This window comes from Paludibaculum fermentans (assembly GCF_051172195.1).
In the GTDB taxonomy this organism is placed as follows: domain Bacteria; phylum Acidobacteriota; class Terriglobia; order Bryobacterales; family Bryobacteraceae; genus Paludibaculum; species Paludibaculum fermentans_A.
Map to the genome: position 1 here is coordinate 1,162,326 of NZ_JBPJAQ010000002.1, position 20,880 is coordinate 1,183,205.

Genomic DNA, 20,880 nt, shown 5'->3' on the forward strand with positions numbered 1-20,880 from the left:
GTGTACCCATGGAATGGTTTGGCGAGTTTTGGCGCCGGCTGGCGTTTCTTCTGCGGAAGCGGCAGTTCGAAAGAGACCTCGCGGAGGAGATGCGCCACCACACTGAAAGCAAGACGGACGCCTACCGCGACGCCGGCCTGCCTGCCGCCGAGGCCCGCTATCTGGCGCAGCGCCAGTTCGGAAATCAGGCTCTACTGGTGGAGAGCAGCCGCGAAATGTGGAGCTGGCACGCGCTGGAAGTGCTCACCCAGGATGCCCGCTACGCCTGCCGCCAATTGCTGCGGGCGCCCGGTTTCACAGCGGTGGCCGTGCTCTGCCTGGCCGTGGGCATCGGCGTGAACTCCACCGTCTTCAGCCTGGTCGACGGCATGTGGATGCGGCCCCTGCCGGTGAAGAGTCCGGGCGAACTGGTCTACCTCTCCCTGGCCACTGAGCGCGATGTGTTCGGCGGCATCTCTTTCCCCGAGTATGAAGACTTTCGCGATCAATCGAAGACGCTGTCCGGCCTCGCCGTCACCCAGCGCCGCGGCCCCATCCTGAGAGGAGACGGGTTCGCCGATGCGACCATGTCCAACGTCGTCAGTGAGGACTACTTCTCCGTCCTCGGTGTCAGCGCTCAGGTGGGGCGTGTCTTCACTCAGCACGCCCGTGAAGCCGGACCCGTCGTCGTGATGAGCGACAGCCTCTGGCGCCGCCGCTTCGGTTCAGATCCCGCCATCGTCGGCAAGCCGGTCCGCCTGGGCCGCCTGTACACGGTCATCGGGATCGCGCCCCGCGGCTTCCGCGGCATTGAGCAGTGGATCGACTCCGACTTCTGGATCCCCATGAGCTCGTGGGACCCCAGCCAGGGCGGGGAACGCATCCAGCGCGAGTCACCCTCGTTCACAGCCCTGGGCCGGCTGCGCCCTGGCATTTCCATGACTCAGGCACGCGCGGAAGTCGACGGCATTGCCCGCAACCTGCAACGCGCCTATCCGCGCTTCAACCAGGGCCGCCACGGCGTTTTATACTCCGCCCTGGAATACCGCCTGCGCACCGCCGGCTCCCTGGCCGGCATCCTGCTGGGCATCGTAGCCCTCGTCCTGCTCATTGCCTGCGCCAATGTCGCCAACCTGCTGCTGGCCCGCGCCGGAGTGCGTTCGCGCGAAATCGGCGTCCGCATGGCCATCGGCGCCGGACGCGCCCGCATCGTCCGCCAATTGCTCACCGAAAGTACCGTGATCGCCAGCCTCGGCGTCGCCGCCGGACTCCTGCTGGCGCGCTGGCTCATCGCCTTCCTGCCCGCGGCCGTCACGCCGCCGGGCGACATCTATACCCATTTCGAATTCCGCATGGATGCCCGCGTCCTCGCCTGCACACTGGCCCTCTCCCTCCTCACCGTCCTGGCCTTTGGACTCTTTCCCGCCCTGCGCGCTTCCAGTCCCGACGTGGTTGCGGTGCTGAAAGGCGCCGACCAGACGGGACCCGCGCGCAGCCGTTCGCGCGGTCTGCTGGTGATCGTTCAGGTGGCCCTGTCCATGCTCCTGCTCACCGCCTCGGGCCTGCTCGTACGCACGTTCCTCTACAGCATGCATGCCGATCTCGGGTTTCAGCGCAAGGACGTCCTGGTGGCCGATATCCTGCCCTCCGGCGGTTCAGCCCAGGTCCGCGAGTCCTACCGCCAGATCCTGGAGCGCCTGCGCGCCACACCCGGAGTCCGCCAGGCCACGCTCGCCATGCGGCCGCCGCTGTGGGGCTCAGAAGGTGGTACGGCCCAGCACATCCAGATCCCGGGCCGCACGGTTCCTCCCGGCACTCCGGAACCATCCGTGAAGTTCAACGTCATCGGCCAGGACTACTTCCGGACGCTGGGCATCCCGCTGCTGCACGGCCGCGATTTCGAACTGCGCGACAGCGCTGGCGCTCCACCCGTTGTCGTCGTCAGCGAATCCATGGCACAGCGCCTCTGGCCGAATCAGGACGCCATCGGGCAGTTCCTCCACGCGGACTCCGATCCACCCGGCGTCAACCGGCAGGTGGTGGGCATCGCCGGGGACGCCCGCATCAACTCGATCCTCGAGACGCCTGAGCCCTATTTCTACCTGCCCTATACCCAGTCGAATCGCGACAACATCCTGATGCTCGTCGAAACGGACGGCGACCCGTTGCGCCTGGCTGGTCTGTTTCGAGCTGCGGTGGCTGCCGTCGACCGACGGGCGCCCGTGCTGACCCTCTCCACCCTGGGCCTGGTTGTCCGCTCCAACATGTATGAGCAGGAACTGGCGGCCGCCGTGGTGGGCGGGCTCGGCCTGATTGCCCTCATCCTGGCGGCCGTCGGATTGTACGGCGTCATCTCCTACACCATGGTGCAGCGGACGCGCGAAATCGGCATCCGCATGGCCATCGGCGCTCAGCGTTCCGACGCTTTGCGCTTGATCCTGGGGCAGGGCCTCCGCCTGGCGGGCATCGGGATCGCCGCCGGCTTCGCTGCCGCCCTGGCGGCCGGACCGCTTCTGTCGAACCTGGTCTACGGAGTCAGCCCGCGCGACCCGCTCACCTTCGCCAGTGTGGCGCTGCTGATGTTGCTGGTGGCGCTCGCAGCCAGCTTCCTGCCGGCCCGCCGCGCGACAAGGATCGACCCGCTGCTCGCCGTCCGCCACGAGTAATGAACCTGGTCCGGCCTTCAGTCCTTGCGGACCCGATAGGCCACCACCTCGGCCCGCGGCGCCGTGACATTGATGTTGTCCACACCCAGAAGCAGCTCGAAGTGCGGCACGCGGTCGTCTGACAGCGTGATGGTCTCAAGGAACCGCCCCAGTGTCGATTGGTTCAGCAGGAAATCGGCCGCGCCTTCCGTGCCGGGCGTGTTCAGCCCGGAGAGAATCAGAACATGCTCGTTGCTGGTGAGCCCGCGATTGAACTCAATCAGCGCGTAGGAGCGCGTGGCGCCTTCCACCCGGCTCCAGCGATATACCGGCAGTTCCGAGCCCCGCGGCGCGCGGTTCTGGATGTAGTCCCGAATCTCCTCCGTGAACAGGCCCTGGAAGTTGTTCTTCTGGTCGAACAGCTCCACCCAGGGATTCGCGCGGCGGGCGCCAATCAGGACGGCGTTGGCTCCTTTGAGGTCGGCCATCCCCAATTCGCGAGCCGGCCGGACCACCGCCCGCCGGAAATCGATATCCGGCTGCCGCGCCAACCGCCAGCAGAAGTTCAGGTCGACATTGTTCGTGAACGGGCGGTCGCGCAATCCGGAAATCCAGTTCCCCTGAATGTCCGGCTGAGGTTGGAACTTCTGCCAGAAATCCCGGGAGAGGTATTCACTCAGCGTGACCGAACTGTGCGTATACCCTTCGAAGAGGACCAGCGCCGTATCGGAAGAGACTACTACCGTCGGCCGCTCCGCGCTGAAGATCTGACTCCAGAACTGGCGCACCAGGATTTGGGGCCTCGATGGCCTGGTCCAGCGGTAAAGCGTGTAGCCCACCACAACTAGCAGGAATACAATGCCTACCCAACGGAGCAGGGCAGGGCGTTGGCGCACAGGAGGCGCGATCTCCGGCGCCACCTCCGGCACCGGGTCCGATACTGTACCAAAGACGGGCAGATAGGCCCCCTTGGGTATTTGGATCCGGATCGCCTCATGGCGGCCCTCTTCCGCATAGTACTCGTCCAGCTTCTTCCTCAGCAGCCGAGCGTGTGAACGGACGATGTTGTCCTCACTGGCGTTGTAGTCCGGCGGCCGCTCGAAGACATGGCTGCCCACATGCTGCTCACTCACCTCGTCCACCCGCCCCAGAATGGTGCGCTCGCAGACATAGACCAGGAAGGCGGAAAGGCGGGCCGACTTGTGGAATCCAGGGGAGGCCAGAATGCGCTGCACCACGGCCCAGCGGGGATCACTTTCCACTCTGGCCCGGTCCAGCGGATTGAGCGCATCACGGGCGCCAGAGGAAGTCGACATCGGGCCAAGTCCTTGCAGCTTCCGGTCCGGACCGTCCTGGTCCGCACCGCAGCGCTCGTTGAAGCTAACTGTCCAGGGGCTAACGGGACCGTTACCGGCACCCTTCACCTGGACCCCGCCGAGGCACAACCGCCGCGAAAGGGGTCTTTACTTTCAAGAGTATAGCATGCGTTTTACGGTGAAATGCACCGTGAACTACTGAACTTCCATGAACCTTGGGGGCAAGAATCGACATAGTGCAGGTTTATGCCCGGGTCTTCGGTTCGTGTCCGCGTGGAGCAGGTTCCTCAGTCTTTCCAGGTTGATCTCCGTGCGGCGGCGCCTGCGCCCATTCACCGAGCACCCGAGTTGCGACCACCACGAAAGGACTACACCATGAAATCCATGAGCAGGGTATGGCTCTGGGGCGTGTATCTCGCATCGGCGACCCTCTGGGCCCAAACAACTGGCACCATCGTGGGACGCGTGACGGATCCGAGCCTCGCCGCTATTCCGCAAGCCCGCGTCGAATTGACCAACGACAGCACCGGCATCACAGAAGTTCGCGCCCTCGGCGAGGAAGGCGACTTCGTTTTCCAACGCCTAATTCCCGGCAGTTACCATATGACCGCCAGCGCCGGCGGCTTCAAAACCGTGAACAAACGCGGCATCACGCTGCTGGTCAACCAGACCGCGCGCATCGATATTCAATTGGAAGTCGGTAGCGTCACCTCCACCCTGGAAGTGGAAGCCACGGCGCCCATGGTGCAGTCCGAAACTTCGTCCGTCGGCAATGTCGTCGACAGCAACCAGGTTCGTTCCATGCCCCTGAACGGCCGCACCGGCATCAACGGCCTGATGGCCATGGCGCCGGGCGTCCAGCAGGCTGGATCGAACCCCGCCATCGCCGGAGCCGCCTACCGCGGTGGTACGGGCCAGACCGTCGACGGCGTCTCTAATGACGATGCCATCGGCGAACGCCTGCTGGGCCAGATGCTCTCCCTCGACGGCGTGGCCGAGTTCAAGGTCATCGCCAATGCCGCTCCAGCCGAGTTTGGCAAGAGCGCCCAGGTGGTCATCGCCTCGAAGTCAGGCGGCAACGTGATCCACGGCAGCCTGTTCGAGTTCAACCGCAACGCCGTCGCCACCGCCAAGGCACACTCCGCCCAACTGCTGGCCAAACCGCCCTTTAACCGCAACGAGTACGGCGGCTCCGTCGGCGGTCCCATCCTCAAGAACAAACTGTTCTACTTTGGATCCTTTGAAGGTCTGCGGCTGGTCCAGTCCAGCACGACGCAGATGTCCATGCCGCGCGCGGCCATGAAGACCGGCGACCTCAGCAACCTGCTGCCCGCCACCGTGATCAAGGATCCGCTCAATGGCGGCACACCCTTCGCGGGCAACATCATCCCCTCCAATCGCATCAGCTCGGTCTCCCAGCAGTTCATGAAGTACATGCCGGATCCGAACCAGCCGGGGCAGGGCACGGCCGGCCTGGGCACGAACTTCGTGGCCAATGTCCCGCAGCACCAGCCCAACGACCGATACTCCACCCGCGGCGACTACCAGATCACAGACCGGGACATGGTCTCGGTGCGCTACTTCTGGACCAACAACGGGCCCTACAGCACGGCCGGCGGCGGAGTCCCCTTCGGTAACTGGGACGGTTTCGGCATCAGCACCAAGAACCTGGCCGCCCAATACACGCGCGTCTTCAGCCCCACCATCGCCAACGTCGCCCGCGTCGGCCTCAACTACTGGGAAGACTACCGCATGCCCCAGAATCACGACCTGGATCCCAGCAAGATCATCCCCGGCGCCACGCCTCCTCTGGAGGGCCTCGGCGGCCTGCCCACCATCTCCATGACGGGCTTCCAAACCCTCTCCGACCAGCCCGGCTCCGGCGACGTCAACCACCAGCGCCAGTTTTCCGACAACCTGAGCTGGGAACGCGGCAAGCACAGCCTGAAGTTCGGCGTCGATTTCGCCCGCGTCGACGTCATCAACCGCCAGAACTCCTCGCCCTACCGCGGCTCCTTCGCTTTCGACGGCCGCTACACCGGCAACTCCTTCGGCGACTATCTGTTGGGCGACATCTCCACCAGTTCGCGGGCGACCAGCAACTTCGTCCTCGACGACGTGAATTATCGCTTCTCCGCCTACGCCCAGGACGACTGGCGCGTCTCCAACCGGCTCACCGTCAACGTCGGCCTGCGCTACGACTACCAGTCCCCCTGGGAAAAGAACAACGACCTCGCCGTCTGGGATCGCGGTTCCAACGCGCTGGCCGTCATCAGCGGCACGGCCGACCCCATCTGGTCCGGAGTCGTGCCTGTCGTGGACGCCGCCAAACTCGGCCTCGATCGCTCGAACTACATGAATCTCGGCAGCCGCAACTTCGCGCCCCGCATCGGCATGGCCTTCCGCCCGCTCGGCACCGCCAAGTTCGTCATCCGCGCGGCCTACGGCATCTACTACAACGTCATGGGCGAATACGACGGCGCCGTCGATCTCCGTGACCTGGGGCTGAACCCGCCCTTCCGCGCTTCGCAGACCTTCCTCGGCAGCAACAACGGCGTACCCAACCTGACCTGGGGCGACCCCTGGGCCGGCACCGGCTCGTCCTCCACCAGCAGCCCGCCCAATCTGTACGCGGTCGACAAGAACTTCCGCATTGGCTACTCCCAGCAGTGGAACTACACGATGGAATGGGAACCTGTCCGCAACACAGCCCTGCGCGCCTCCTACGTCGGCAGCAAAGCGACCCATTTCGTACAGGCCGTCAACATCAACGATCCGCTGCCGTCATCGCTGGCCGTCCAGCCCCGCCGCGCCTACCAGCCCTGGGGCAACATCTACTACTACCAGTCGGATCGCAACCTGGCCCTCAACCAGCTGCAGGTGGGCGCCACGCGCCGTACGGCCTCCGGCCTCAGCTTCGGAGCCGAGTATCAGTTCACCCGCGCCCTGGGCGGACCCTACGACGGAGCACTGCCCACCACCTGGACCAACCTCCGGCTGGATCGCGGCAACAGCTCGCAGTATGTGAAGAACTACCTCGTCGCCAACTATATCTATGAGTTACCCGTCGGCAAGGGCAAGCCCTGGCTGTCCAATGTCTCGGGCATCACCAACAAGCTGGTCTCCGGCTGGCAGGTAGCCGGCATCGCTACTTTCGCCAGCGGCAACTTCCTTTCCGTCAGTTTCAACAGCAACAGGACCGGCTGGCCCAGCGGCCGCGCCGACATCATCGGCGATCCCGGTGCTGCGCAGAAAAACCAGTTCCAATGGTTCAACCCGGCTGCTTATGCCGTGCCGGCAGCCTATACCTTCGGCAACTCGGCGCCCATGAGCATCACCGGGCCCGGTTCCGTGAATTGGGATACCGCCCTGTTCAAGATGACCTCGCTGACAGAGCGCATCAACCTCGAACTGCGCGGCGAAGCGTTCAACGTCCTCAACCACGCCAACCTGGGCAATCCCGGAACGAACATCAGCGTTCCGGCCAGTGTCGGCATCATCACCTCGCGCAACGGCTCGAGAGTGGTGCAGTTTGGCGCGCGGCTCACGTTCTAAACGAAACAAACCCATCCGCGCTCAACGAAAGGGCTCCCTGGACCATCCGGGGGGCCTTTTCTGCCATTACGCGCCGATCACCGGTGGCCACCCCGGAATCCGCCGCCACCCCGGAACCCGCCTCCGCCGATCGAACGCGTTCCAAACGACCTTCCACCCATAGACGGGTGGGCCACGCCGCGGCCGGCCATCCCACCGCCATATCCCATGCGCGATGGGCCGGTGAAGCCGCTTCTGGCGGCCCTGGCCGCCGGGCCTCGCTGCAGATTCAGGCCCGAGGGGCTGATCCGGCCGGGTCGCTGGGCGAAGGCGTAGCGGTGCGCTCCGTAATAGCGCGCAGGGTAGTAGTCGTATACGAGGCTCGGGCCCCAATAGCCGAAACCATAGGGGTTCAGCCAGTAGCCTGACGCCGGCAGCCAGGTCCAGGTGTCAAACCAGGGGTTCCAAAGCCAATCGGAATAGCCCCATGACATCCCTATGTCGCTGACATACTGCGCCGAAGCGACACTCGCATCGGCTTCGTACTCCGAACGCAGCCGCGACCAGCGGCTCAATTCGTCGCTGGGGTCGGGCCGGAACTTCGTCACCATTAGATCGGACGCCATTACGACGCGGTTCTTGCCCGCCTTCACGGTCCGGTCACCCTTGGTTACGGCCACTTGTCCTTTCAGAACCCGGACTGAGGCCGGTTCGGCATCGAAACGGTACAGGCCCGGCTTCAGCAGTCGCACTGTCTGGTCGCCTACCTGGATCCGGATCAGATTGTCTTTGTGCAGATCATCCACTTCCACAACGGCCGAGCCCCGGTCCAGCCGCAGCAGCGTATCGGTCAGGCTCCCGTTCACCAGACGCAGGTTGCTCTGGTTGTCCATGCGCAGGAAGACACCCGGGGTCAGTAGCATTTCAGCATGCCCCTTGGCGGTAGTGAGGACGTTGCCGTCCTGCAGGATCGGCAGCCTTTCGTGGTTGCCTGCTACGGCCTGATCGTTGACGAACGCGCTGCCTTCCACATACTCCAGCGCACCCACTCGATTCTGGGCAGTTACGTCGCCTTTCGCGGTGGAAACTGCGGCGGCCAGGAAGACGCTTCCCGTCACCACCCTCATTCTCCAGGACTTCATAACCCTCTTCCTTTCCTCGAGCTTCACTCTCTACCTATTAGGTGCACACCACCTCAAAGTGGTTGCTACAGTCGATTCGGTATAGAGACACTCCAGCGGAGCTTTGTTGGGAAGAAAGGGCAAAGAAGAAAGGCTCCTCGGAAAAACCGGGGAGCCTTTTGTTTTAGAGTGAGGAAATCGAACTTACTTCTTATCTGGCGGAGAGGGAGGGATTCGAACCCTCGATACAGTTTCCCGTATACACGCTTTCCAAGCGTGCGCCTTCAACCACTCGGCCACCTCTCCTGGGGTGCTTTGACGCCCTTCGGGAGGCGCTATCCGCGCCATCAAGGCATCATTGCGAGCTCACCCGTTAGTGTATCATGACGACCTTACCTAACCGGTAATCCCTGGTAGAAATTGTCGCGAACCCGCAGCCACCATTCGGCCCCGGCCGGAGCTGGTTGTCCGCCCTTGCAGAGCGTTTCTATGGCCTGGAATCCCGACAAGCGTAGGAGCAACTCCTGCACTTCCGGCTTGGCGCGCGACTGCGCCAGTTGCATGTCCTGCCGCACATTCCTTGATAGAAAAGTCGAGATCCGCTCCATCGGGCCGTTCAGTCCGACCGCCGGCGTCGCCAGCAGGTATTCACAGGCCGGCGGTTTTACTGCCTCGTCCACGCGTTGTTCCACCTGCGGCAGGTGCTCGGCCGGCCGCGTGTGGCCCGGCCCAAGCTCCTTCATCACCCGCACTTCCATGGGATAAATGATCCACCGGTCGCCGACGTTCAGTTGGACCTCCAGGCGGAATCGCGCCGGCGGCGTGGATTCCGGCGTCCAGACATCCAGCAGGTAAGTCTGGACCTTCTGATCCGTACCCAGCACGGCGCTGTGCGGCAACTGCATCATGCGCACTTTGTCGGGCACCCACTCGCTGCCGGCACGTGTGTACTGCTCCTGATAGAGCGTGCACTGGACCGTATCGTCAGGATTCTGGCCGACATACAAATGGTAGGGCGCGCCGGGCGGGGCTTCCACGACAACTCGCAACGTCGTGTATGCGTTGCGGATGACAGCCGGGGAGATGATCTCGCGGCGGTGCTCCACGCGATCCGCGGCGACCACTTCGCCATCCGGCCGCACACGTTGGAATTCACTGTATACCAAAAGCCGCTGGCCGCTGAGAGTGATGCTCTCAGCGGCCAGCAGAACTACGCAAACTGCGAACTTCTTCACTCTGTTAGCTTACGCCAGGTCGAACTTCTCCTGGTGCAGCAACGGATCGGCGGAGACCAGCACGGGGCGGCCCAGAATCTCTTCCAGCTCTTCCAGATACTGGTTGGAGACCGACTTCATCTCCTTCGCGACTTCGGGGTTCACCCGCAGCACGACGTCCTTGGTATCCACCACCTTGGCGTACTTCTGTGCCTGGGTGATGATCTCGCTGATGACAGTGTCCACGCTCTTCACATAACCCGCACCCTCGCAGGTGGGGCAGGCCGAGCAGAGCGCGCGTTCCAACGATTGCTTGACCCTCTTGCGGGTGATGGCCACCAGGCCGAAGTCATTGAACTGAAGGATCTTGTAAGGAGCCTTGTCCATCCGCATGACCTCTTCCAGCGCCTGCATGACCTTCGCGCGGTTCTTGCGCTCGTCCATGTCGATGAAGTCGACCACGATGATGCCGCCCAGATCGCGCAACCGCATCTGGCGGACGATCTCCTTCACCGCTTCGAGGTTCGTCTTGACGATGGTGTCTTCCAGCCGGTTCGACTTGCCGACATACTTGCCGGTGTTCACGTCGATGGCGACCAGTGCTTCCGTCTGGTTGATGACGATGTAGCCGCCCGACTTCAGCCAAACCTTGGGCCGCAGCGCCTTTTCCAGCTCCTGCGTAATGCCAAAGGCGTCGAAGATCGGCTCGGGCCGGGTGTACATCTTCACACGCGACAGCAGGGCCGGCGCCAGGCGTTCCACTGAATGCAGGACCTGTTCGTACAGATCCTCGTTGTCGACCCAGATCGCCTTGAAGCCGTCAGTGAGCTGGTCGCGGATGAGCCGCTGCACCACTTCCACGTCATGGTGGAGCAGGGCAGGAGCGCGCCGCTTTTCAGCCTTCTGCTTGATGTCGAGCCACAGTGCGGCCAGGAACTGCATGTCGGCCGCGATCTCTTCCTCGCTGCGGCCTTCCCCGGCCGTGCGCATGATGAAGCCGCCGGCCACACCCTCACGATGCTTCTGCAGGATGCGCTTCAGCCGCTGCCGCTCTTCGTCGGTGGAAATCTTGCGGGACACGCCAAGATGCTCAACCGTCGGCATATACACGACGTACCGGCCGGGCATGGCGATGTGCGACGTAATGCGCGCACCCTTCTGGCCCAGCGGTTCCTTCGCAATCTGGACGATGATTTCCTGTCCCTCGCGCAGCAGGTCGGCAATCGATGGGATAGGCGGCCGCTCGCGGTCGCGATCCCGCCGCTCCGGCGCTGCCTGCTGGCGGGCTTCAAACCGCTCCACCGGACGCTCGACGGGGCGCTCCACTGGGGCTGCTTCCGGCGCTGCTTCCACGGTTCCTTCGGCTGCCGGCGCCTCCTGGCCACGGCCGCCACGGCCACGGCGGCGCATGCGGCGCGAAATGCGGTGCGGAGACCGGCCGCTCTGCTCGCGGACCGTCGCGCTCTGCGACTGCGGTCCGTCCGGCGACGGTTCGCCTTCCACTACGTCGGAGGCTTCGCCTTCGACTGCTTCGACTGCCGCGCCTTCACTTGCTTCCGCGATTTCGCACTCGACGGCAGCGATTTCTTCCTGGTCGTCGGACGCTTCGATAGCCTCTTCCTCGGAATCCGAGGCGGCCGGTTCGTCGTCTTCTTCGTCCGCTTCTTCGTCCGCTTCCGCTTCCTGGATAGAGGCTTCTTCCTCTACTTCGGCGCGGTGTTCAATCTCTTCGACTCGGTCGAGGATCTGCTCGGCGGCCTGGTCAGCGGCTTCTTCGGCCGCGGCCTGCAGCTCGTCGAGATCGATGGGCTCCGGCACGCGTTCAGGCTCGGGCTCCGGTTCGGGTTCCGAAACAACCTCCGGCGCCGGTGCGGCCTCGGCAACGACAGGCTCCGCTACCGGTTCCGGACGGGGCGCACGGCGGTATTTGGCCAGGGATTCGCCCGGCAGCAGCAGCACTTCCTCTATGGGAGCGGGCGCCGCTACGGCTTCAACTTCGGGCTCGATCTCTTCGGCGACGGGCTCGGGCACTTCAGGTTCGACTTCGTCGACCGGCTCGTTGCCCGGTTCACCAGCGGTGGCATATTTGGAGTCGGGGAAACCGCGTCCACCACGGCGGCGGCGGCGCGAACGGCGGCCGCGGCGATCCTGGTTGCGGTCACCGGCGGCGGCATCGCCCTCGGCGGCCGGTGCTTCGGCGACTGCATCCGTAGCGGCGGCGAGTACTTCCACCGGTTCCACGGGTTCGAACTCTTCAATGACGGGGGCAGCCTCGACAGGGGCGGGTGCGTGCTGCTCACGGCTGCGATTGCGATCCCGGTCGCGGCCACGGCCGCCCCGGTCACGATCCCGATCGCGGTCCCGTTCGCCTTCGCGTTCGCGGCTTGGGCCTCTGCGCTCATCGCCGACCTTGTCGATCTCGTCGGCATTCTCTTCAAAGAAGTCCGAGACGTAGAGGAAACAGTCGCGCTCCAGGCCCAGGTCGACAAAAGCCGACTGCATACCGGGAAGAACGCGGGTTACCCTGCCTTTGTGGATACTGCCGGCCAGGGAATATTCGTTGGCGCGTTGGAAGAAAACTTCTACCAACTGGCCGTCTTCGAGAATCGCCACCTTGCTCTCGTGGCGGTTCTGGCTGATCACCAGCTCTTTCGATGACATCAAACAACCTCCGCTCTCCGTGCGCGACGGGAGTGGAGGAACTCGAGAGACTGGGTCCAACCTTCGGGCTCAGGTGGAGCGCTACAACCCGGGGTTCGAAATCGGCCCCGTGCGCGCCGTTCAATTCAAGAAACTCTTCTCTTCCTAGACTGCAACTCGATCATTCCAGAGCTATTCGCGTCCGGAGACGAATACACAGCGGCAGCTTCTTAAAAGCCGCTCTCGAAAACATGCTGAATTGTCACCTGGCGCCGGAGGGACGTCCCTTCCGGCCCACTCACTCAATATCGCGTCACGAAACAAATCGCCGTAGCCGTACGTTATTAACGAGGCCCAGCATCATAAACACCGACAACATGCTCGATCCCCCGTAGCTCATCAGGGGCAGCGGAATGCCGGTGACCGGCATCCGCCCCGCTGCCATCCCCACATTCACCAGAAGGTGGAACAGCAACAGCGAGCAAACTCCCATACATATGAACATTCCAGCCCGGTCTGGCGCCGTCTGTGCATTTTGCACAATCTGCATCAGAAGCAGGAAATACAGCCCCAACACGACCAGAATGCCGACAAACCCATGCTCTTCGGCAAAAGCCGATATCAAAAAATCTGTATGAGCCACAGGCAGGAACCGAAGCTGAGTCTGAGAGCCATGTGTGACTCCCCAACCCCAAATTCCTCCGTGACCCACCGCGATCTTGGACTGGATCACCTGGTACCCCTTGCCCATCGGATCCTTCATTGGGTCGATGAAAGTCTCCAAACGGGCTCGCTGGTAGTCTTTCAGGAAAAACCAGCCAACCGGCATCAGCACGGCCGCAAGGGCGATAACACTCGCCGCATGCTGCCAGCGGACACCACCTAAATAAAGCCCAATCAACAAGATCGGCACGTACGTCAGAGACGTGCCTAGATCCGGCTGTGCTGCCACCAGGGCAAGTGGTAGTCCTACCAGTCCCCCTAGCTTCAGCAGATCCCGAACCTCCAACCGGTCGCTCTTCAGTTCGGTCAGATACCGGGCTACCAGTAATACTATCACTAGTTTCGCAAACTCCGAAGGTTGAAACTTAAAGCCGAACGCGACCGGGATCCAACGCTTCGATCCCCACACCAGCCTTCCGATCAACGGAGTAACCACTAATAAAGTCAAAGTGATGCCGTAAAGCAGTGGAACCTGACCAAGTAAGGTGTGATAGTCGATCTTGGTCATCAGCCACATCATGAGCAAGCCCAGGACCAGCCACAGCAGCTGTTTCCACCACGCGGAGCGCCATGCTGTATCCAGAGTGGCGCTATAAATCTGGAGTATCCCTAGTCCGCAGATGGAGAGGGTGACGGCCAACAACGGCCAGTCGAGATCACGCAGCGAACGATAGCTGGCCACTAGCGGGCAATCTCCCCGGGCCGGCTGAGCAGACTGGCCACGCCAGGAGCAGGCTGCTGCAGTTTGTTCAACCGTGCCTTCTTGTCAAAATAGGCCTTCACCACATCGCGTACGATCCACGAAGCCCGGTCGCCGTGCGCGCCATTCTCATACAGCGCGGCCACGACAATCTCCGGCGAAGTGCGCGGCGCGAATCCCACAAACCAACCGTTATCGCGGAACGCCTCGCCCATGTCGCGGCTCTTCAACAGATCATTCGAAGCCAATTGGGCGGTGCCGGTTTTGCCGCACAGCTCGACGCCCGGGATGCGCGCCATCGACGCCGTACCCCATTCATTCACCACGGCATACATGCCCGCGATCACCTTGTTCACATTGTCCGGATTGAGCTGCGCCTTGCGGCCCTGCTCCTGTTTGTCCGTCTTGCCCGCCTCTTCCTTCACCACATGCGGGCGCATCCAAACGCCGCCGGAGGCGATTCCGCCAATGGCATGAGCGAGTTGCAGCGGCGTGACGGTCAGCGCGCCCTGGCCCACCGAGACCGAGATGGTTTCACCGGCGTACCACTTCTCGCGCTGTGTGCGGATCTTCCACTTCGACGAAGGCACCACGCCTTCCTTCTCGCCCGGCAGGTCGATGCCGGTCTTGTGCCCCAGGCCGGCCATATCGGCGTATTCCGCGATCTTATCGATGCCCAGCTTATTGCCCACGGCATAGAAGAAGACGTCGCAGCTTTGGGCAATGGCGGTCTTCAGGTTCACGGTGCCGTGGCCCGTCTTCTTGTGGCACTTGAACCAGCGGCCATACCAGTTGGCGCCGCCGTTGCATTGGACGGTGAAGTTCTCGTCAATGACACCGGCCTCGAGTGCGGCCAGCGCCATAATGGGTTTGAACGTCGAGCCCGGCGCCTGCTGGGCGGCGAGCGCCCGGTTGAACAGCGGCTTATAAGGATCGGTCGCCAGCGCCGCCCACTCCTTGGCATCGATACGGCCGACGAAGTGGTTGGGGTCGGGTGCCGGAGTGGAGACGAAGGCCAGCACTTCACCCGTCCGCGGGTCGAGGGCCACCACGGCTCCGCGTTTGTTCATCATGGCGAGCTCGGCCACCACCTGCAGGTCGAGATCGATGGTCAGCTTGAGGTCTTTGCCGGGCTGCGCCTCGGTAATCCCCAAAACCTCCCTGGTGTTCATCCGGTTGTCGACGCGCACCTGGCGCTGGCCGTCGACTCCGGTGAGCTGCTCATTATAGAAGCGCTCGATGCCGGACTTGCCGATGATGTCGCCGGGATTGTGGTTGGCCCACTCCTGCGAGTTCAGCTCAGGCTCGTTGATTTCACCCACGTAGCCGAGCAGGTGCGCGGCCACGCCGTCGCGCGGGTAGACCCGGAACTGTGATTTGATCAGCTCCATCTCCGGGAACGAATCCGCGCCTTTGTGGGCTTCGACAAAGGTCAGTTCGTCGGCGGTGAGCTCTTCCTTCAATGGAATGGTGAAATAGGTCGGCTGGCGGCGGAAGCGGCGGATCTTGGCCGAAAGGTCGTTGGCGTCCAGATTCAGGCCGGCGGCAATGGGAATCACGTGCTCTTCGCGCAGGCTGTCGCGTGACAGGATGAGCCGGTAGGAGGAGTGGTTGTCGACGATCACCCGTCCATCACGATCGACGATCTTGCCGCGCGGGGCGGGAATGGGCAGGCTCTTGATCTGGTTCTGGTAGGCCTTTTCGAGGTAGAACTCCTCGTTGCGGACCTGCAGGTCCCAATAACCGAGGGCCAGGAAGATGAACACGCAGACTGCGAAGTACTGAAAGACCGCGATTTTGCCGGCGGCGAATTTCGTATCGTCGCGGATCAGCGGGCGGGTGACCGACGCGTCGGGCTGCCGTTCCTGCGGAATCAGTTTCACGTGAGTTCCTTACTGTTCCTCAACCCTCAGTTTATCCATTATCAGGAACAGAGGGACGGCTACTACAGCATTGAGGAACGCAAAGATGATGCTCTGCGGGATCTGGAGCTCCAGATTGCGGCCCAGCAGGCCGCGCGCCAGCACCCAGAAGAAGAACTGATGGAACAGGAAGAAGAAGAAACTGAGGATGAACCGCAGCGCATTGTTCTCCACGTCGAAGCGCATGCTGATGGAGGCCGAGAAGTAGCCCACCAGCGTCTTGACGATACCGAACATGCCCAGCGGGTGCTGTGACAGCGAATCCTGCGCCAGCCCGATGACGGTCCCGATCACGGCTCCGGCGACCGGCTGGCGGCGCATCAGGGAGAAGTACACGACGACCAGCAGCGGCAATTCCAGGTAGGAGAGGAAATCGACAAACCGCGGGACGTAGACCTGAAACAGGATGGCGATGAGCGGAATGACGATGTACGCCGCCGGACGGAAATGGGAGATCTTGGCCTTGCGGGGGCCGGATTGGAGGATCCGGTCATCATACTCTGTCATTGCTTACGGGGCTCCTGCGGTTTAGGAGCGGTTGGGGGCTGCGCGCCCGGAGGAGTCTTCTGAGTCGTACCGGGTTGTGCGCCCGGAGGTGCGGCGGCATTCGGAGCCGGCTGCGCCGATTGCGGCGGCGGGTTCCGATTGAAGTCGGCCAGCGGCCCAGGCGAGCCGATCTCCACACCCTGGCTTTCGCCGATGCGACGGTATCTGTCTCTCAGTTTGTCGGCATCGGTCTGCATGGTGCCGGCCGCTTCGCCCGCGACACTCGGGGCGACGCGCTGGTCTTCGCCGGGCATCGGAGGAGGGGCGGGCAGGATACTGATCTGCGGTGAGGCGGGCGTTTCCGGTTCCGGAATCAGGCCCTGCACCCCATCGATCACGATCAGCATCTCCTCGACAGAACCCGTTACTGCGCTGGGCGCCACGACTACTTCCTTGCCGCCGCGCCCTTCGCGCACCATCTTCACCTGGCCTACGGGCAGCCCGCGCGGAAAGATGCGGTCGGCGCCTGAGGTGTAGAACCATTCACCCGGCTCCAGCTTGTCCTCGTTCTGAACGTAGTCCACGATGCAATTCGGAGTGCCCTGGCCTTTCAAAGTGCCCCGGACGTGATTCTTCTGTGAGATGACGCCCGCGATGGAGCCCTGCTCCGTGATCAGTTGCACCAGCGAAGCCATGGGATAGGCCGCGACCACTTTACCCACAATGCCTTCCGGCGTAATGGCGGCCATGCCGCGTTTCACGCCGTCGTTGGAGCCGCGGTCGACAAAGACGACCCGGGAGTTGGCGCCTGTGCCCGTTCCGATAACCCGGGCGGGCAGGGTCTTTGAAGGAATGCGGCTGCGGAATTCCAGCAGGGCCTTGGCGCGATCGGCGGTGGAAAGTTCGGCCGTCAGGAACTGGTTTCGCAGTTTCATCTGGCCCACTTCCTGCCGCAGCCGCTGGTTTTCGGCCTGTACATCCCGCAGAAAGATATAGCCGGTGAAGAAACCGCCGGTGCCGCCGCGAACCCATTCGATGCCGCGCGCCAGGGGGGTGACTGCCGTCACGGCCCACAGCCGGATGAGGCGCACGTCTTCCCGCGCTTTCACCTGGTAAGCGAGCAACAACAACTGCCCCACGATGAGCGCCAGCAAAACGCTCAGGTTGCGGTAGCGGCTGAGGAAAGTTTCCATAGCCTAAGTCAGAGCGAGCAGCCCGGCGCGGGAGCTATTCGATCGCGATCCGGCGCAGGAGTTTGAAATCGGTCAGCATGCGTCCTGTGCCGAGCACCACGCTGGCCAGAGGATCTTCCGCAATGGAAACGGGCAGTCCGGTCTCTTCGCGGATGCGGCGGTCAAGATTCTTCAGCATAGCGCCGCCGCCCGTCAGGACGATGCCGCGGTCGCTGATGTCGGCGCTGAGTTCTGGCGGAGTGCGCTCCAGCGCGACGCGGATGGCGTTCATTATGGTGGCCACACACTCACCCAGGGCTTCGCGGATCTCCTCATCATTGATGAGAATGGTGCGCGGCACACCTTCGATCAGGTTGCGCCCCTTGATCTCCATCGTGAGTGGCTTGTCGAGCGGGAAGGCGCTGCCGACCTGGACCTTTACCGATTCCGCCGTACGTTCACCGACCAGCAAGTTGTACTTCTTCTTCAAGTACTGCATGATGGCGTCGTCCATCTCGTTGCCGGCCACGCGCACGGAACGCGCGTAAACAATACCTGAGAGTGAAATTACCGCGACGTCGGTGGTGCCTCCGCCGATATCGACCACCATGTTGCCAGAGGGCTCAGTGATGGGCAGGCCGGCGCCGATGGCAGCCACCATGGCCTGTTCCACCAGGTGCACTTCACTGGCTTTGGCGCGATAGGCGGAGTCGATGACGGCCCGCTTTTCCACCTGTGTGATTTCACTGGGCACGCCGATGACGATGCGCGGATGGACGAGCATCTTTCGGCCGTGGGCCTTCTGGATGAAATAGTTCAGCATCCGCTCAGTCACTTTGAAGTCGGCGATGACGCCGTCCTTCATGGGGCGGATGGCTACGATATTGCCGGGCGTGCGGCCCAGCATGTCCTTGGCTTCCTTACCTACCGCTTCGACCTCGCCGTTGGTTTTGTTGATGGCGACGATCGAAGGTTCATTGACGACAATCCCCTTGCCCCGGGCAAAAACCAGAGTGTTGGCCGTCCCCAGGTCAATAGCAAGGTCCGAAGAAAAAAGGCTGAAAAGCGAGCGGATGTTCATGTCGTGGATTGATTTACTGGCGCCCTGTTGGGCGCACCACATCACGTGACGTGCGGGTACCTCTTGAGCGTAACATAGACCCGATAGTCGTTCGTTCGCGCGTAAGCGAGATCTTTGAGTTTTTCGAATACAAACTTAAGGGCTTCCCGGTGTTCATCCCGGTTGACCATGTTGTGTTTGCGCATGTACTCGACCACCTCGCGCGTGGTGCCCTCCACCTCCGGCATCGCCTTGTGGACCCGCTGTTCGTACTTCTCCTGGCCGGCCCATTCCCCTGGTTTCAGGCCCAGCGAGATGTCCACCAGTTGCGCCACCTGCTGGACGCGCCGGCAGCGGTCGCTTTCGGGTGGCGGCGGACCCGCTTCCAGTTGATTCGAAGCGTCTTCCAGTGATTTCAGCCAGAAAGTTTTGTGGTCGATGCCGCGCCGCTCCATCTCGGCCCGGATGAGCACGTGCTGGGTGATGTCGCCGGCGTGGATGCCCACACAGGCCCAGCGGTTGTTCACGAACATGGGCGTCGGATAGCCTTCCGCCTTCACCCACGCATGGCCGAACTCGTGGGCTATCAGCGCCTCCTCGTTGCCGGCCCACTCCTTGCGGCGCGCTCCGTTCAGCATGACGAGGAAGGCGTTCCGGCCCTCCTCCTTGTGATGGATCATGACGGAGTACATGCGGCTGAACTGCTCAAGGAAGCCCTCCTGTTTCAGGTAGGAGGCGAACTGCATTCGGTTGGGCGTGGCCGGATCCAGCGTATAGGTGTTCGCTACGTCGTCGTGCTCGACGACGGCGACAAAGAGCTGCGTGCCCGATTTCGTTTCGATATCGGTTCGCCAGGAAAGGAGGGCGGCGGTCAGAACGATGGCAGAGGCTGTCACATCTTCTATTTTGTGCGATGATCAGGGGTTGTGGACGAGCGGTTATTCTACTCCGAATCCCAGGTGACCAAGCCGGCGCGCCTGAATTGCCCGTATTGCCGCGTGGTGGACGACTATCCATTGCGCTGGCTGGTGCGGACAAAGAAAGACCGGCTGCCCGGCGGCGCCGACGAACGCGACCGGGCGAAGTTCGCCAAAGCGCAGAGCTACATGGTCTTGCTGGACGACAAGGCGCAGTGCAAACAGCCGCGCTGCCGCCGTCCCTTTGATATCTCCGGCATCAAGACGACCGCGTTCCTGTGATCTCCCGGCGCTCCATCCTGGGCGGCGGCGTGCTCGGCGGCGCGGCCCTGTTCACGGGCTGCAAAACCCAACCTGGATCGGGCTATCGTGGTTTTGCCTTTGTGGCGACAGCCGGGACACCGGCCGTGGCCGCAGTCGACCTGATGGCCTTCGCCGTGAAGTCGAGGATCGAGCTGCCCGCGCCCCCTTCGGCTTTGCTCCTGCACCCTGATCCGGGAAAAGCCCTCATCTACGCCCTGGCGCCGAAGAGCCAGACACTGGAAGAGATCGACACCAAGGCCCGCAAACGAACTCGCGGCTTGAAGCTGCCCGGAGTCCCGCTGTCGGCCCTGCCGCAGGGCGGCAAACTGTGGTGCCTCATGAAGGATCCGGCGCAATTGACGCCATTGGATCTGACGTCCTTCCGGCCAGGGAAGCCCATCCCGTTGCCCGCGCCCCCCGTTGCGTTTGACCTTGGCAGGCAGACGGGCCTCGCGGCCGTGACGCTGGAGGATGGTTCACTTGTGCTGGTGGACCTGGCCGCCGGTCGCGCACTGCCAGCGGTTCAGCTCGAACCCGGCCTGGGCGGCGTACGGTTCCGCAGCGACGGCAAATTGGTCATAGTGGCCGAAAGCGCGGCGCGCCGCCTGACGTTCGTCGATCCGGCGAGCCGGGCGATTGTGACGCAGTTGCCGCTGGCGCTGAGCCCCGAGCACATGTGCATGACGCCCGACGGCGGGCAGCTCTTCCTCACCGGTCCGGGCCGCGATGCGGTGGTCATCGCTTATGTCTACCGCACGGAAATCGCACAGACCTCCCTGAGTGGCCGCCGGCCGGGCAACATGGCGATTTCCTCCCAGACGGAAGCGCCCGCTGTCGCCAATTACCTATTTGTGGCGAACCCCGAGGCGGGTTCCATTACCGTATTCAACGTATCCACGCAGAAGGTGGTGGCGGTGACTGGAGTCGGGATGGATCCGGGCTCGATCGTGGTGACGCCGGACCAGCAGTACGCCTTAGTGCTGAATCGAGCGTCGGGCGACATGGCGGTGATCCGCATAGCGGCGATCGCGCCGGGGCGGGCGAAATCGGCTCCGCTATTCACCATGATTCCGGTAGGGGAACGGCCCGTGGCGGTCGTGATTACCGAAGCGAATTAACAAACATTCTTCCAGGAAATGCGCCCGGCG

General features: G+C 62.8%; 14 protein-coding genes and 1 tRNA gene. 4 read left to right on the forward strand and 11 right to left on the reverse strand.

From position 1 onward, the window contains the following. The first annotated feature begins 8 nt into the window (after positions 1–8). The gene (locus ACR9Y2_RS31380; protein ID WP_435045829.1) at positions 9–2,645 is read left to right on the forward strand and encodes an ADOP family duplicated permease; all 2,637 of its coding nucleotides are present in this window, start codon (positions 9–11) and stop codon (positions 2,643–2,645) included. A 17-nt stretch (positions 2,646–2,662) separates the two neighbouring features. Here ACR9Y2_RS31380 and ACR9Y2_RS31385 read toward each other — a convergent pair whose 3' ends face one another. Beyond that, entirely contained in the window at positions 2,663–3,940 is a 1,278-nt protein-coding gene (locus ACR9Y2_RS31385; RefSeq protein ID WP_435045830.1) for a hypothetical protein, read from the reverse strand. A 384-nt stretch (positions 3,941–4,324) separates the two neighbouring features. Here ACR9Y2_RS31385 and ACR9Y2_RS31390 point away from each other — a divergent pair, with 384 nt between their 5' ends. After that, positions 4,325–7,495 (forward strand): carboxypeptidase regulatory-like domain-containing protein, encoded by a 3,171-nt coding sequence (locus ACR9Y2_RS31390; RefSeq protein ID WP_435045831.1) that lies wholly within the window; start codon positions 4,325–4,327, stop codon positions 7,493–7,495. Positions 7,496–7,572: 77 nt separating this feature from the next. On the opposite strand, the gene ACR9Y2_RS31395 is transcribed toward ACR9Y2_RS31390, so the two are convergent. From ACR9Y2_RS31395 to ACR9Y2_RS31440, 10 genes are all read right to left on the reverse strand, one after another. Beyond that, the gene (locus ACR9Y2_RS31395) at positions 7,573–8,616 is read right to left on the reverse strand and encodes a FecR domain-containing protein (protein WP_435045832.1); all 1,044 of its coding nucleotides are present in this window, start codon (positions 8,614–8,616) and stop codon (positions 7,573–7,575) included. A 195-nt stretch (positions 8,617–8,811) separates the two neighbouring features. Then, positions 8,812–8,901, reverse strand: a tRNA-Ser gene (locus ACR9Y2_RS31400). Positions 8,902–8,987: 86 nt separating this feature from the next. Then, on the reverse strand, positions 8,988–9,830 hold the full coding sequence (locus ACR9Y2_RS31405; RefSeq protein WP_435045833.1) for a hypothetical protein: 843 nt from the start codon (positions 9,828–9,830) through the stop codon (positions 8,988–8,990). Positions 9,831–9,839: 9 nt separating this feature from the next. Next, positions 9,840–12,470: an Rne/Rng family ribonuclease gene (locus ACR9Y2_RS31410; protein ID WP_435045834.1), complete on the reverse strand. Its 2,631-nt coding sequence runs from the start codon at positions 12,468–12,470 to the stop codon at positions 9,840–9,842. A gap of 292 nt (positions 12,471–12,762) precedes the next feature. Continuing rightward, positions 12,763–13,854 carry a rod shape-determining protein RodA gene (gene rodA, locus ACR9Y2_RS31415; protein ID WP_435045835.1) on the reverse strand — a complete coding sequence of 364 codons (1,092 nt, stop codon included), beginning with the start codon at positions 13,852–13,854 and terminating at the stop codon, positions 12,763–12,765. Next, positions 13,854–15,755, reverse strand: coding sequence for a penicillin-binding protein 2 (gene mrdA, locus ACR9Y2_RS31420; RefSeq protein WP_435045836.1), 1,902 nt, complete (start codon positions 15,753–15,755; stop codon positions 13,854–13,856). The genes rodA and mrdA overlap by 1 nt, the downstream gene beginning before the upstream one ends. A 9-nt stretch (positions 15,756–15,764) precedes the next feature. Beyond that, the gene (gene mreD, locus ACR9Y2_RS31425; RefSeq protein ID WP_435045837.1) at positions 15,765–16,301 is read right to left on the reverse strand and encodes a rod shape-determining protein MreD; all 537 of its coding nucleotides are present in this window, start codon (positions 16,299–16,301) and stop codon (positions 15,765–15,767) included. Further along, a complete protein-coding gene (gene mreC / locus ACR9Y2_RS31430) occupies positions 16,298–17,473 on the reverse strand; it encodes a rod shape-determining protein MreC (protein ID WP_435045838.1) in 1,176 nt (391 codons plus the stop codon). The genes mreD and mreC overlap by 4 nt, the downstream gene beginning before the upstream one ends. 34 nt (positions 17,474–17,507) lie before the next feature. Beyond that, a complete protein-coding gene (locus ACR9Y2_RS31435) occupies positions 17,508–18,533 on the reverse strand; it encodes a rod shape-determining protein (RefSeq protein ID WP_194451605.1) in 1,026 nt (341 codons plus the stop codon). Positions 18,534–18,574: 41 nt separating this feature from the next. Then, positions 18,575–19,408, reverse strand: coding sequence for a hypothetical protein (locus ACR9Y2_RS31440; protein WP_435045839.1), 834 nt, complete (start codon positions 19,406–19,408; stop codon positions 18,575–18,577). 30 nt (positions 19,409–19,438) lie between these two features. Here ACR9Y2_RS31440 and ACR9Y2_RS31445 point away from each other — a divergent pair, with 30 nt between their 5' ends. Both ACR9Y2_RS31445 and ACR9Y2_RS31450 read left to right on the forward strand, forming a co-directional pair. After that, on the forward strand, positions 19,439–19,711 hold the full coding sequence (locus tag ACR9Y2_RS31445; protein ID WP_435045840.1) for a hypothetical protein: 273 nt from the start codon (positions 19,439–19,441) through the stop codon (positions 19,709–19,711). Then, on the forward strand, positions 19,708–20,850 hold the full coding sequence (locus ACR9Y2_RS31450; protein ID WP_435045841.1) for a YncE family protein: 1,143 nt from the start codon (positions 19,708–19,710) through the stop codon (positions 20,848–20,850). Before ACR9Y2_RS31445 ends, ACR9Y2_RS31450 begins: the two co-directional genes overlap by 4 nt. The last annotated feature ends 30 nt before the right edge of the window (positions 20,851–20,880 follow it).